11 protein-coding genes are annotated in these 15115 nt (G+C 52.7%); all 11 read right to left on the reverse strand.

Annotated elements, in window-relative coordinates; all coding sequences use genetic code 11:
• Positions 1-26: 26 nt before the first annotated feature.
• Positions 27-1115: a prenyltransferase/squalene oxidase repeat-containing protein gene (locus tag J2X05_RS04140; protein ID WP_310069024.1), complete on the reverse strand. Its 1089-nt coding sequence runs from the start codon at positions 1113-1115 to the stop codon at positions 27-29.
• Positions 1115-1825: a class I SAM-dependent methyltransferase gene (locus tag J2X05_RS04145; RefSeq protein ID WP_310069026.1), complete on the reverse strand. Its 711-nt coding sequence runs from the start codon at positions 1823-1825 to the stop codon at positions 1115-1117. The genes J2X05_RS04140 and J2X05_RS04145 overlap by 1 nt, the downstream gene beginning before the upstream one ends.
• Positions 1812-3197: a glycosyltransferase family 4 protein gene (locus tag J2X05_RS04150; protein WP_310069028.1), complete on the reverse strand. Its 1386-nt coding sequence runs from the start codon at positions 3195-3197 to the stop codon at positions 1812-1814. Before J2X05_RS04150 ends, J2X05_RS04145 begins: the two co-directional genes overlap by 14 nt.
• 90 nt (positions 3198-3287) lie before the next feature.
• On the reverse strand, positions 3288-4547 hold the full coding sequence (locus tag J2X05_RS04155; RefSeq protein WP_310069030.1) for a DUF5924 family protein: 1260 nt from the start codon (positions 4545-4547) through the stop codon (positions 3288-3290).
• 677 nt (positions 4548-5224) lie between these two features.
• Positions 5225-6235 (reverse strand): alpha-L-glutamate ligase-like protein, encoded by a 1011-nt coding sequence (locus J2X05_RS04160; protein ID WP_310069032.1) that lies wholly within the window; start codon positions 6233-6235, stop codon positions 5225-5227.
• The gene (locus tag J2X05_RS04165; protein WP_310069035.1) at positions 6235-7800 is read right to left on the reverse strand and encodes an inactive transglutaminase family protein; all 1566 of its coding nucleotides are present in this window, start codon (positions 7798-7800) and stop codon (positions 6235-6237) included. The genes J2X05_RS04160 and J2X05_RS04165 overlap by 1 nt, the downstream gene beginning before the upstream one ends.
• Positions 7801-7866: 66 nt before the next feature.
• Positions 7867-8688, reverse strand: coding sequence for an ATP-dependent zinc protease family protein (locus J2X05_RS04170; RefSeq protein ID WP_310069037.1), 822 nt, complete (start codon positions 8686-8688; stop codon positions 7867-7869).
• 109 nt (positions 8689-8797) lie between these two features.
• On the reverse strand, positions 8798-9682 hold the full coding sequence (locus J2X05_RS04175; protein WP_310069039.1) for a lysophospholipid acyltransferase family protein: 885 nt from the start codon (positions 9680-9682) through the stop codon (positions 8798-8800).
• A gap of 175 nt (positions 9683-9857) precedes the next feature.
• On the reverse strand, positions 9858-13313 hold the full coding sequence (locus tag J2X05_RS04180) for a glycosyl hydrolase (protein ID WP_310069040.1): 3456 nt from the start codon (positions 13311-13313) through the stop codon (positions 9858-9860).
• 394 nt (positions 13314-13707) lie between these two features.
• Entirely contained in the window at positions 13708-14274 is a 567-nt protein-coding gene (locus tag J2X05_RS04185; RefSeq protein ID WP_310069041.1) for a CBS domain-containing protein, read from the reverse strand.
• 215 nt (positions 14275-14489) lie between these two features.
• Entirely contained in the window at positions 14490-15041 is a 552-nt protein-coding gene (locus J2X05_RS04190; RefSeq protein ID WP_310069042.1) for a cytochrome b, read from the reverse strand.
• Positions 15042-15115 lie beyond the last annotated feature (74 nt).

Genomic DNA, 15115 nt, shown 5'->3' on the forward strand with positions numbered 1-15115 from the left:
TGCGTAGAAGATCAACTGCGCAAAAATCAATGCTCGGTTTTGGCGTGCAGTGATTGGTCTGTATCATCCACTGCAGATTTCGCTATTAATGCAGATTGAATAAATAGACGCGCAGCGCCTGTATGTTCGGTAAGGGCATCGGCGGCTAATAAAATCGCGCCGGTAGTCCAGGTAGTTTTTTCGCGTGGCCAGATTACATCATCGCGGAAGTTATAGCCGGTCCAGTAGCCACCATCTGCGTCCATAAATTGGAATAACCAACTAAATAAACTAACCGCTTTGGCGTGTTCGCCTGCTGCTAATAATGCGAGTGTTAATTCACAGGACTCTGCAACGGTTACCCAGGGTTCATCGCTTACACAGCGGCAACCGATATTGGGTTCTACAAAGGTATGCCATTTACTGTCGATGCGTTGCTGCGCGGATTTTCCCTGCGCAATTCCCGTCAGAATAGGATAGAACCAATCCATAGAAAAACGGGTTTTGGGTTCCCAGGTGCGGTCAAAACATTCAGGATGATGACGCAATGTATTTCCGAGATGTTGATAGGCTTTAAACCAATCAGCAAATTCTTTACCCAATGTTTGTGCGATTAAAATTGCGCATTCAAGGCTTTTATAAATTGAGCTGGACGCTGTTACCAACGCATCTTTTTTTGCGCTGCCATCTTCAGCGACTGCCCAATAAATTTCGCCCGTCGGTGCCTGGTAGCGCAAGACAAATTCAATCGCTTTTTTTACGGACGGGAAAAATTCGCGCAGAACATTTAGATCTTCCGTCACCAAGTAATAATGCCAAATGCCAGTGGCGATATAAGCAATAAAATTGGTTTCGCGATGATGCTTATCGACTGCTTCGTCACCGAGATAATTCGCCCACCAACTGCCATCTTCAAGCTGTTCTTGCGCGAGCCATTGATAGGCGCGGCGGGCGGCGGCGAGTTCTCCACCAATGGTTAAACCCATGGCGGCTTCGATATGATCCCAGGGATCAGCCTTGCCGCCGGTAAACCATGGGATGCAACCGTTGGGTAATTGTGTTTGCAAAATATAATTGACCGTTGGACGCAGCAGCGACTCGGGGAAAAATCCTTTAGTGAGCAATAAATTTTTCATTATGAATTCTCTTTCCTGAAATACATCACCACACTTTTTCCCATAATCGGATTTAGCCATTTTTCCAGCGTTTGTGTTAGCCAGGGTTTTTTCATTAAATCCCAGACTAATAAACGATGATAGCTTTTTATCAGCGGATTGGTATCCTGGGTTTTCCACCAGAGGCATTTTAGCCACCAAAAGGGTGAATGCAGTGCATGCGCCCAGTGGCGTTTATAAAAGTTAAATGGACGCTGCTCAATTTCTCGACGCAGATGTGATCCATTAAAAATACGGATATGGCCGCCCTCAACTTGGTGGTATTCGCTGCTTAACCACCAACAAATTTTTTCTGGCCAGGCGCGCGGCACGGTGATAGCCAGCAGGCCGCCAGGTTTTAAGATGCGTTCGATTTCGGCGAGCACACCTTGATAGTCGGGAATATGTTCCAGCACTTCGCTGCAAATAATTTTATCAATGCTGTGGTCGGCAAAGGGCAATTGGGTTGCATCGGCTTGTTGCAGATAAAATTGTTTATTACCTGAAGCTTGTGCAAAAGGTAAAAAACGTTCGCGGCTGGTGAGTAGATCGCGGTGGTTTAAATCGACGCCGATGGCGGTGACATCGCCGTGCAAGTAGGCATTGATCACATGGCGGCCTTCGCCGCAGCCGAGATCCAACACCAGATCGCCGTCATTGAGCGGAAAATCGTGAAAATTAATCGTAAGCATTTTGTATCTGCTCGCGCGATAATTTTCGGTCTTCTACTGCGTCACCCTGTGCTAGTTGCTGCAACATATGGTGGTAATAAGCCTCCATTTTTTTGCCGACGCAATCCCAACTCAATTGTTGCAGTATATGCGCACGACCCTGTGAACCTAAATGTTCGCGTGCATTTTCGTCGATTAATAATTCGCGTAGCGCGTTTTGTAATTCATCCACATTGCCGGCGCGCACCAAACGCGCAGCATCTCCCACCACTTCTGGCAGTGCACCGCCGTCGCTGCAAATGAGTGGCACTGCACAAGCCATGGCTTCGGCAGCGGGCAAACCAAAACCTTCATAGAGTGAAGGTACTATAGCGATACTCGCCTGCGCATATTCTTCGACTAGTTGTTGATTACTGATACCAGATTTAAATTGCACTACGTCTTGCAAATTTAGCGTCTGCAACTCCTTTTGTGTTTCACCATTTTCTTTTAATTTTCCGATCACGATTAAATGCAGCTCGGGAAATTCACTGCGCAATTGTGCCAGCGCACGCAAAAGTACACTCAAGCCTTTTAAGGGTTGATCCGATGAGGCGGTGGTTATTAAACGAAAAGGTGTGCGCGAAATATTGTCGAGCGGCTTAAAAATACTGGTATCCACACCGTTGGGAATCACCTGAATATTTTGCGCCGGGCGATCAAATGCGGCGGCGATATCGCGCTGCGATTGCTGCGATACGGTGATCACATGGCTGAGTTGCTGCACCACGTTTTTTTGCATCGCCAAAAAACTGTACCAGCGATTGATCAACCAGCGCTGGCCTTTTTCCGTCGCCGCAGCCAGTGCAAGATCGCGGTCTTGCGTAATGGGGTGATGCACGGTGGCGACAATATTCACTCCGCATTTTTGCAAATCCAACAAGCCATAACAAAGGCTTTGGTTGTCGTGGACGATATCGTACTGCGGTTTATGTTTTTTAAAATACGCACGCAACCGGCGGCCAAACGAATAAGGCTCGCCAAAGGCACCGCTCAATTTACTCCACCACTCGTAAAAATCCGCGAGTGACAGAAAATGTTTTGGCCGCAGCGCGCGCGTGGGATTAGGGTGCGCGTATAAATCGAGGCTTGGCAATTGGATCAAGCGTACACGCGGATCTAATTCAGGATAGGGTGGGCCGGAAATGACATCAACGCTGTGACCCAACTCCACCAACACCTTGCTTAAATACTGCAAGTAAATCCCCTGCCCGCCCACATGTGGATGACTGCGGTAGCCCAATAATGCAATACGCAAGGCGCGTGGTTTAGCCGCCGAAATTTCGACACGCGCTACCGACGGCGCCGAGCTATTAGTATTGGGCTGTTCATTGGTGACAGGGAAATAAGACATGGACAACAGACACCTGAATGTTTTGCGCATTATAGGTGTTTGTTGCCGACAGGTGTTTGTCGGCACTGCCGGGCAGTTTTCCAGCTGGCGTTATTCGCTTGGTATAGATACGGGCGGGATAACAGGTTCTTCACTGGTTGTTTCCGTATCGGTCTCTTTACTTGTCTCTGTACTCGTTTCGGTGATTGTATCCACACTGGTTTCCGCGCTTAACTCAGTGCCGGACTCTGTACCGACTTCTGTACCGGCTTCTGTCTTGGCCTCTACTTCAGGAGCCTCAACAGGTTCAGTAGTAGATTCCTTGCTAGGCTGCTCAACACCGGGCGCGGTAACAACCCGAAAGCGCAGAATGCCAATCAATTGGTTGGCTTCAGTCACCACCCGGATATTCCACCGCCCGACTGAATTCTCGGGGAAGTTTTCTTTGCGCGACCAAGAACGATAACCCTCTTCGCGCGCGCCGCTGATATGCAACGCTACTTTATCGATGACTTTGCCGTTGTGGGTCCAGACATGGTAAATCGTCTCATTTAAACCGCGCGGGGCGTGGATCGCTGTGTAAGCATAAATACCCTGGCGCAACTGCTCAGCCGACACCGTTTTATAAACGCGCACCGGCACGCGCTCTTCGGTATTCATTTCATCGGTAATGGCTACCTCGGTGAGCCAGAGTGTCGCCGGGGGAACCCAGGGGCGCATCAATAAACCGAATAAACCTGCAGCAGCAATTAAGAATAAGGCGGAAAAGAAGCGTTTCCACCACACCACCGTCATCGAGCTCACAACATTGGGCAGCGTCATTGCGATCGATATAAGCAAGGCGAGAAGATAGGCTTTGGGTGTGGGTATTTGAAAAATAATCGGCAACGCAGTCAGCAATACTGCAAATAAGGTCACACCGTGAAAGATAAAGTACAGCCAGCGGCGCGGCGCTAGCCAGCGGTAATAAATGGGGTCAATAATCGATACCAGCGCGGCCACCATTAACAGCCCAGTAAATGCCATCTGCGCGCTGTTCCATGCAGTGGTGATAAAAAAGAAGGGTACAACAAAAAATAAACTTTCCTGATGCACCATCTGCGTAGCGAAACTGACCAACGCGGGCGGTAGCTTAAAGCCGAACCAATGAAAAATGCCCTGCTTTAATAACACCTCCGAGGCTAGCCACAGCCAGCTCACCAGCATCATAGCGGCGATTAGCTGGGCGAATTCCTGGTTGCGCTCGACCATCACAAAACTGAGCACACCCGAGACAAAACCAAACAGCGCTATCGCAAACGGATAGCGCTGCGCAAACGCAAATAGCCACTCAACTAGCGCTGTAATTCTCGCACGCACCGACAACATCATTCACTATCACTCGTTGTTATCGACAAAATAGCCAATAAGTCACTGCAGTGTATAGGTTAACCGCTGCCGGGCTGTGAACTATCGCAAAAGTTAGTGCTTGCGCCCCGCATCAAAGTGTTTATCCACCGCCGCAAGCGCCAAACCACCGACAAACAAGAGTACCAACACTGCTACTAGGGATGCAGTTGCAACAATACCTGAAATCAACATAATCATTTCTCCATCAGTTATCGCACTGATCTATTAACGACACTACAGTTAACAAAAGCACAGAGCCTTCAGGAGTAGATTGCTAGTTTCATGATCCGGTGCTTTTGATCTTGATCAATTGCGATGGGTCACAATCGCGCGCGCGCGATACTATTTGATCCAGCGCAAATTCCACTCGTGTAAGTGCTGCGCACTCTATTTGGCGGGATTTCATTCGCGCATAAAAAAACCGGGTTCAAAATGACCCGGTTTTTTATTTATCGCTTGCGCTTGTTTACCCACGCATATCAATGCTCGCGTTTTGGCTCCAGGCGTTTTTCAACCAGCGCGAGAACAACACCGGTGAGGATGATAAGTGCAAAGGTACCCATTAACAGGCCAGGCCCAACAATAGCGGATGTCGCCATAATTACTACTCCAGTCAGGTTTAGGGCGATAGTCGCCGCTGATTAAAAAATTACGCCAGATTACAAACCATCTGCCGTAAACGTCTTCATTACATAATCCACCCGCTGTTCAGCGGTGCGGTGCATGCGTTCTTTGAGCGATTCAACGTGACGCAGGCGCGGCAGTAAACCGCGGCCATTGGCAACTTGAATTGCGAGACCGGGGCGCGCGTTGAGCTCTAGCAATTGCGCGCCGCGCACTTTGTCCAATACCAGATCGGTGCCGATATAGCCGAGGCCGGTCATTTCATAGCACTTGGACGCCAGCAGCAGCCAGTTGCGCCAATCGGCGATCTGGATTTCATCGAGCGCGCGCTTGGTGTCCGGGTGATGGGTGACCGGTTTGGAGTGCTGCACAGCTTTAAGTGCACGGCCAGTGGAGATATCCAAACCAACACCAACAGCACCCTGGTGCAGGTTAGCTTTACCGTCCGACTTGTGGGTCGCGAGGCGCAGCATAGCCATCACCGGATAGCCTTTGAAGATGATGATGCGGATGTCCGGTACACCTTCGTAGGAGTAATCCTTAAAGTAGTCATCGAACTGGATCAGGTCTTCGACGATCACCACATCCGGTTTGCCACCCAATGAATACAGACCCGCGAGGGCGTTGGTCATATGGCGCTTGATATCTTCGATGGTAATTTCCGCCCCCGAAGATTTAATGAACTTGTCGCCGCGACGGCCGATGATCACCAGAATCCCTTTACCACCTGAACCCTTGGCGGGCTTGACGGCAAAGGCATCGAGCGCCATCAGCTTGTCTTCAATGGTCGCAATTTCATGCTGGACGTTGACCACGAAAAACAACTTCGGGGTGGCGACTTCGTACTCTTCTGCCAACAGTTTGGTTTTCAGCTTGTTATCCACCAAGGGAAACAGACTGCGCGGGTTGTAGGCGGCGATAAAGTCGTGGTTGCGGCAGTTCATGCCAAGGATGCCCATACGCTTCAGGCGCCAAGGGCTAACCCAGGAATTCCACCAGCGCTTGATACCCGCCGGTGCCGCTACAGGTGTTGATGGCGCACTCATTAATCGGCTCCCTTGCTGCTATCAGTCAGCTTGCCGGTATTGGCGTTATCCACCATGGCGCGGAAACGGCGCAGCTCGGAGAGTTTGTAGCCAGTGTATTGACCCATCAACATGATCAGCGCCAACGCCACCAGATTCAGCTCGGGGAAGTTAAAGGTCAGGTGGCCGACCAGCGAGAATTGCATCAGGGTATAAGCGAGCACCGCCACCAACAGGCTGCCGCCGCCTTGCACCATCACCTCTTTAGGACCTTCTTCTTCCCAGAGGATCGACATCCGCTCAATCGTCCAGGCGATGATGATCATCGGGAAGAAGGTGATGGTCATGCCGGTGTTAAAGCCCATCTGGTAGCCGATCAAACTGAGCGCCGAGATGATAAATATCACCAGCACCACTAGCGTCGCAATCCGTGAAATCAGTAGTAGGTTGAGCCGCGATAAATAGGTGCGCAGCACCAGCCCCATGGCGACCACAGAGACAAAACTCACCACCCCCAACACCAGCGAAGTCTGCAGGAAGGCCATGGCGATGAGGATCGGCATAAAGGTGCCGGAGGTTTTGAGGCCGATGATGATGCGCATAAATACCACGACTAACGCGCCGATCGGCAACAGCAGCAACAGCTTGAACATGCTCTGCTCTTCAATTGGCAGGTGCTGGATGCTGAGCACGCTGAACACACTGTCTTTGTATTGGGCCTTGATCAGATCCAGCGCCGGTACGGTTTGGTGGATCATCGAGAAACTCACGCGCGAACGGTTGCCGCCTGCCACATCCAGAATCGATTCACCGCCGGTATGCCAGAGCAACAGGTTCTCGGGTACGCCCTGCTCGCCGGTGTAGGGATTGAACAACACCCAGTCTTCACCGTCGTACACCTGTACCAGGCGGGTCAGGTTTTGGTGGCGACGGGCATCTTCCAAATACAAACCCAGCGCCGGACGCGCGGCTATGCCGGCTTGGTTAATCAGCTTTTCAAGCAGCGCCGATTTTTCGGTTTGCGCGGAGAGCAGCAGCGCCGAGTTTTGGTCGAGGGTGTCTGAGTTGAGCAGTTTGATCAGTTCACGCGCCAGACTTTGCGGGGTGCTGGACTTGGCGTAGGCGGTGTCCAGCACTTGCTGGGCAGCAGTCTCCTGCGAGGAACCGTCCCAATCGACGTGGGCCGCTTTGGGCACTTCAAAGGGCGCGGGCACAGCAGGGCTTGAATCCACTTCGATAAATTGGGTTTTGTAATAAATCGTCTGCGGACCTACCGCTTCGCGCTTGGACCATTCACCGCGACGCACGCCGTTTTCGCTCACCACTGAATAGCCGTAACCAGGTGCGGCAGCCTGCTCACTGAAGCTGCGATAGCCGGGTGGATCATCGGGCAAACCCAAACGCGCGGTAACCGGCTCGCCGGTCGCATCAAAATCGATGCGCGCCTCGATCAGCCACACGGGTTTTTGCACCCCGGGGGTGAAGGGAATTTCCATCTGGTGATGGCGCATCCAGGCAGTGGTCAGCCCGACCAGCGCAAGCAGGCCGATAACGGCGTAAAAGGGGGCGCGTGAAGGTTTTTTCATGAATCGGTTTCCTTAAAGGCGGGCCTTGCAACGCCGGCGCGGATGGCCGGCGCTAGTATTGATACATTATTTTTTCGCGGCGGATGAGCTGGCACTGCTGGCAGCGTCATCGACCCGCACCAGCGGCGCGAGGTTATTGCCGCTCACATCCACCAACATCACATCGCGCAGTAAATTGCGGCCGATCAGGATGGGATATTCAGATGTGCTGCGGTCGGCGAGGATAAATTCACCTTTCTGGGTGAGTTTGCCGATGGTGAAACGAATCTCTACTACCGGGCGGCGGTCAGGTGTGGGGTTGGCGGTCTGCACGGTTTGGAACCGCAGACGCTTGCGCTCCAGGACATGGGGCTCTTTGGTCTCGGGATTGTAAATCGTGAAACGTACCCACTCTTCGCCGTTGCGCTCAAACATCTGGATATTGCGCGCGTCTACTACCGAGTTGGCAACATTGGTGCTGATGCGCGCTTGCATCACTATATTCAACCCCGCGATCAATGCCTGCTCGCGCAAGCCCACGATTTGTTTATCGGTCTGCGGTTGTTCTTTCGCCTGATTTTTTTTGCTGTTGGCCGCCGGTACTGGCGGGCAGGCTACTTGCGGCGCAGCGCGCTCGATAATCTGCGGTTTGGCTTCAATTGCCTGTTGCTGCACCACCAGTTGTTGCTGCACTGCCTGCAGCTGACGCAGGATTTCAACCTGCTGCCCGCTGACTTGCTGGGCCTGCAGCTCCTGCTTGGCGATACAGGCTTTGGAGGCGTTCAACTCGGCCTGCAATTGCTGCTGTGCTTTTTGCTGGGTACAGGCACCGAGCGATGTGATCGCCAGTGTCACCAACGCCAGATTGCGCAAGGGATGGCGCATCATCAAAACAGATTTTTTATTCATCACAACAACCAGAAATATCAGGAAAATAGTTATTAAAAAAAACAGTGGGCTAATTGTAGCCGCTGAAACCCGCTAAGACACCACTGCAGCTGGATTTAACCTTAGCCGCCTATTTGAACTGGTAGCGCTTGGGATAAGGTTCCGGCAATCGGCGGAAACGCTTGTATTCCCATTGGTACTGCGCAGGCGCGCGGCGCACACAGGCGGCCACACTGGCATTCAAACCCGTAACCGAAGCGAACTGTTCTTCGCTGTAAATCTGGTCGTCAGCCGCCATCACCACCAGCTTGAAACCGCCCGCCACACGCTCGGCATAGCAGGAACAAACAGCGCAGCCAGTTCGCTGGATCAACCCATGCACCAGTGTCATCGTCAGCGCTGGCTGACCAAAAAAGGGGGCTATCTCCCCGCCCGCATCGCGCCCCGGTACCTGGTCGGGCAGGATGCCAACAATAGTGCCGTTCTGCAGTGCCTTGAAGAGCATCATCACGCCTTTGCGGTTGGTGGGTGCCATGGTGATATTGAGTTTGCTGCGCCCGGCCAACACCAGCTCGTCCATTTTCGGATTATCGAGCGGCTGGTACATAGCAGTCAGGTTGGCGACGCTGGCCAGATAAGGCGCAACCACTTCCCAATTGCCGTGATGCGGCGCTAGCACCAGCACCCCCTTCCCCTCCGCAAGCTTTGCGCGGAGGATTTCATCGCCCTCCAGCGCCACAATCTTGCCCTGCAACCACGCCCAGGAATTGCGCCAAATGGCACCGGCTTCCATCGCCGTTTTAGCGGTTTCTTGCAAGCTTTGGCGGGTTAGCGTTGTTTGTTGAGCGGGAGATAATTCAGGAAAACAGAGTGCGATATTCTCGCGCGTTACTTTGGCGGCGCGGCCATTAAGCAACCACATCATTAAACCAACGGCACTACCCAGCGCTCGCAACACGCCAAGCGGTAGCAAGGCCAGCAGTTTAAAAATCAGGGGAGCCAGATGGTCTTTCATGGAGCCTGCGCCAGTACAACTAAAAGTGCGCGCAGCTTACCGGAAAAGTGCGATGGACACAGTATTCCAGCAGTGCCTTAACGTAAAAAACCGGCACCTTTGCAGGTGCCGGTTGGTAATTCACAAGATCCCTCCTGTCGACGCACTAGTCCCTGGTGATCAATTCACTACAAGGTTATTGAACCGTCCACTGATGGGGCTGGTTGTTATTGTTGGCTTCACCGCGCGTTGCTGTATTTACGGTGAAGTAGTAGTTGATAGCAGAACCGGGAGTCACATTAGGGATAGTGACCTCAAAACTGTTTCCGACAACACGGGTCATGTTGTTCCAGCCAGGGGTAAAGCACCATGCCCAGTTGAGATTTTCACTGGTCGTAAAGGTGATTTTTACCCCGCCGTTAACATAGGTCGCAGTGGTGGTGTAGGCCACAGGTGCACCATTGGGCATTACCGCTGTCGCTGTGTACCCGGTAGTCGATGCCGACGAACTGCTGGATGACACTGAAGAGCTGGACAGACTCGATGGGACTGACGACCTACTTGATGACACTGACGAACTGCTGGGTGGTATCGACGAGCTGGACATACTTGATGGAGCCGATGAGGATGACGCCGCCCCATAGGTCACTGATCTCCAGCTATTTTCACTTGGACCAGGCAGGAACACTTGGCCGCTAGCAGGAGTAAAGGTATAGAAGCGCGCCTCAACCAAATCGCCCGCTACATAAGCACCGGTGCGGCTAGCTTGGTAGGTGTAGGTTCCATCGCCATTATTTACTTCACCACCAGCTTGCGCCTGCAGGTCGATCACCACAAAGTCCTGGCCGCCATTGCGACGCGCAAACAAATGTACTTGCTGCTTACGCTCGTTAACACGAACACTGAACTGCATGCCGCCGTTGGCCAAAGCGGTCATTTGCACCACTCCCGTAGTCACTACTGACGAGGAGGAGCTGGATACGGATGACGAGCTACGTGATGAAGAGCTAACCGACGATGGACCACAGAAGCCTGAACTGCAGGACGACTGAGTACTGTGGCTTGATGACGACCGACTGCTAGCTGATGTCCCAGGCACCGAACTGCTAGTGCTGGGCACTACTGAACTGCTGCTAGACACACTGCTGGACGATACCGGCACAACCACACTGGTATAAACCTTCAGTTCTCTCGGGCTGACCAGCAAACTGGTGCCGTCGTTAAAGGTCACGTTTTTGGCATCGGTAGCACTTGCGTTGTAGGCCACGTAGGTGCGCTCATTAGCGGTGCGGAATACCGCAAAGCTGGCGTGATTGGTTGCGACTACCTGGTTATCGATGCGCCCAAAACGGTGAAAGGTTTTGATCCAGGCGTAGGTATTAGCTAGTGAGTTACCCTCTTCAGTTGCACAGGCAGGCCCGGCAATTGAGTTGCGCATCCGGCCTTCATTCGCATTGAAATTGGCCAGTGCCGTCACCGGATCATAAACCGCTTGGTAGGCATAAAAAATCGCGTCCCACATGGTAAACATGGTGCGGCCATTAGCCATAAAGTCAAAATTGGTTTTGGCGTAGTCCGGGAATTGGCCCAGATAGAGCGAGCCTGACTGGATCGGCAACAAAATGATGCCGTGCATGGCCTCCGCCTGGCCACTAAACCAAGTGGCATAGTCAGTTTTGCCACCCCAGACCAATGACGCCATAGGTTTGGTGTAAGTGGGGTGATAGTTGGTGCCGTAGACGTTGTTCCAGTATTCCTGGATCGCCGTCATCTCGGTGGTGTAGAGGAAGATACCGGCATCGCGCACCGCAGTATTACCCGTCTCTTCTCCCCAAAGGATCATCGCGGTCCAGGCATTCATCGCCTCGGATGATGACTCATTGTTGTTGCCCGCACCAAAGCGCGCATGGCCAGATGCCCAGGAGTGACCGGCATAGATGTCGAAGTTGCGCAGGAAGGGGAACATTTTACCGGTGGCGCTGGTGGCCGGATGGCGCGGACGCTCCCAGTTGCCGTAGTCGCGCATCAATAGCTCGATCATGCCGCCAAACTGCTGGGGTTGCGCCCAGTTTTTGTCGTTACGCGCCAATTCTGCCGCCGCACGCACAAAATAACCGTAGTGGAAATGGTGGTCGTTCAGCTCTTTCAGGCTGCCAAAGCTGCCATCAATACCGAGCATGGTGCCCCAGTTGCTGTTGTAGTAGAACAGGTTTTTGGCAAACGGCGATGGCTCCAAATCATCGATGACATCGGCTTTTAACCATCCTTCCAAGCGCCATTTGAGCTCATCCGTAAACTGGGTGGCAGCGGCGGTATTGCCGGTTTGCTGTGCCAGCGGGATTAGCGAGGCCACCTTGCCCAAACGCTTGCCGGTGTAATAGGTATCGCGATGGGTAAAGGTCTCGTTGCGCACGTTGTTTACCAGCGTGGAGAGACGGGTCTTATCGGCTGTATCGGTCAGCGCGGGCATGGCGGGAATCACCCCTTGGTAGGTAATCGCCGTGGTAAATGAACTGCCTTGCGCCAGTTTCATACTGCCGCGCGGGGTGAAATAGCTTTCACCGGTAAGGGTCGCGCCGCTGGCCAGTTTGCGCCATTGATGAGGGTAGAGCCCCATCAAGGTGCCGGTACCGGTCGATTCGGGGTAATTGTTGGTAGTGACCGCGTAGGTGCTGAGCAACTTACTGTCGCTCGCGCGGTAGTTCCAACTTACCTGCGAACCAGTGACATGGTTGTAGGCATATTGGGTCATCAGCGCGAGTGCCGCGCGGCTGGGCAATGCTGCAACCGAAAAGTATTTTTTGCCCGCGGGTAGATTGGCGGTGATTTTGGAGGTTCCCAAACCGGTCCAACTGGTGCCCGCCGGTGCAAATGCCGCGTAGTTGCGACCCTGCACCGAAAATCCAATCACCGCTGAACTGCTGGTGCCTGACCAGACTTCCGGGGTTTTCGCCGCAACCGGTGCGGTGCTGTGACTGGCAAAACTGATGGTGGGGTTACCGTTGGTGTAGTTGGCAAACACATAGGGCGATCCGTGGCCGAAGGTCAGATCCATAGCACCTGTGCCCGCCTCCATCCGCGTGGTGACAAACCAGTCGCTGTAGTCGTGCACTTTAGCGCTGAAGTTGCCGCTCGCCGCCGTATTGCCCAACACAAAATCCAACTCTTTAAAGTACACCGTCTCATGCATCGGATGCTCGACACCATTGATCCACTGGGTCGCAGGCGCTGGCATAGTGCCGACAAAGGCATAATCTATCGCCCAAAAATCCTCCTGCCGCGGCGAATAGAGGCGCACCCCATTCAGCTCTGGCTTGATCGCAAATGGGTGGGCGTAACTGACATTGTGCGACCCGCGTGTGCCCCAATCCTGCCAGGGGTCATTTACACCCGCCCATAGGATCGAACTCCACCAGGAATTGGTGGGCATAGGTTGGTTAGCGAGATTAGTGGTGATGTGTTTGGTCACTTGCACATCGCGGTTGTCAGGAATCGCCGCATCGATGCGCCCATCCCAATTGGTGAGATAACTACCCGCGCCCACAGCTACCGGATTATTGGTGGGTGTGGTGCTGGGTGGTGGATTGGGTACCTGTGCCGATAAGTGCGCTGCCGTCAGCATTAAAGCAGCGGCCGATAAGATGGTTTTCATGTGAACCTCTCAAAAGACAAATGTTGTTATTGATTATTAGAGGGGCCACCTGCCTTGCGAGACCGCTGCATTCCCATGCCCGGAAAGACCCCTTAAGCGACAGGATCTACCACCCCATGACCTGCGTCGTCCCAGTTTGCCAAGTGCCTGCAAGGTGGTATCCAATCCCGAACAAAGGCTACCAAGATGAAAAATAAGTCAATAAAATCAAATAGATGTGAGAGTTACAAGAAGTAACAGCTGCTACGGGAAGAGGCTGTCTCAACGCACGCAGGGGGGTATTTGCCGGCCTTGGGACAGCCCTATAAAAACGGGACGCAAAAAAAGGCGCCACAGGGCGCCGAGGGAGTGTTAACGATGAAGCAATATAAGCGAGCAGTAAGTAGGCCGTGTTTTAGTGCACTTTCACCGCAGTAAAAATATCCACAAAGGTCAGCTCTTTCTCGATCTCCACTGGGGCATGCAAACGGCTGGCGATATCGCGTGAAGACACTATGCCGCGAATATGATGCGCATCTTTATCCACAACCAACAGATATTCCTGATGGGTTTTCTTCAGGGTAGAAACGATATCGGCCACAGTCGCATGTTTGAATTGATCGTATTCCACCGCGCGGATATTGGCGCGGGCGTGCATTAAATCGCGCACTAAGAGCTCATCGCGTTTGACGTGCAGCGCCATTTGTTTGAGCAGCATATTGTGGTCGGCCAGGTCGTCTACGCTGATCACGCCGATAAATTCTTTGCTGTCATCCACCACAATTTTGGTTTTGACAGCTTCGGCCAACATCACTTCCAGCGCTTCAGTCGCTTCCAGATGGCTATCCACCATATGAGGTTTATGGCTGCGGAAATCCGTGAGAATCGCCAGCGCGGAGGTAGTGGCCTGAACATCGCTAAACTCTTCTGGCTGCACCAAATGGTCACTCGCCGCTAACGCAAACACGTTTAAATTTTTCATAACAAGCCCCGATAAGAAAATGAGTAATCCAGAAGGAGCGCGTGTTTCAAATGCATCCGGCGACTTGATCGCCCTCCTGGCGCTCTCTCTGTAATAACAACATAGGCCTTACCGGGGCTGATTAAAACCCGCACAGGCGGGCTTTTACGCTGGATTTACTCCGTGTTTACGTGGGCTTTACTCGGCGCGCAAATCTACAACCAAAACGCACCACTTCAATGCCCTTTACGACCGAGCATGCGCAACAGGGTGCGGTCTTTATCGACAAGGTGATGCTTGAGTGCACCAGCAATATGAAGGATGATCGCCGCCACAAGTAAATAGCCCAGCCACTCATGGGTAAATTGACCCAAGCTGCTCAATCCCGCATGGAAGGGTTCAGTCTGGCCTTCCGCATTTTTATTGCCCGGCACCATCACCCAACCGAAGACTTTGATGCCGTAACCGCCCAGACCGGAATACATCATGCCCGAGATCGGCATCAGCACAGTGCCAACAATCAATACCCAATGGGTCGCCTGCGCCAACCGATGTTCGAGTTTCGGGTATTCACGCACGGACGTTGGCCAACCGTTTTTGATCCGCCACCACACGCGCAGCAGAATCACCGCAAAAATCAGCACGCCGAAAGATTTATGCCAGTCGTACAGCGGGTAAACCTCATACCACGACATATAAAAACCGATCCCGATAAGGGCAATCAGGGTCAGGGCGACAACCCAGTGCAGGGCCGTGGTCAGGGGGCTTAGTTTTTCTTGGGTATCCATAGGTGTTCCTTGGTTGCTAATCGATTTTTGTTGTTGTGTGCCCTGGAAGCAAGGTAGCGGTCTGCGCGCTTTTG

Origin of the sequence: Cellvibrio fibrivorans (assembly GCF_031457055.1) — a bacterium.
Classification (GTDB): Bacteria; Pseudomonadota; Gammaproteobacteria; order Pseudomonadales; family Cellvibrionaceae; genus Cellvibrio; species Cellvibrio fibrivorans.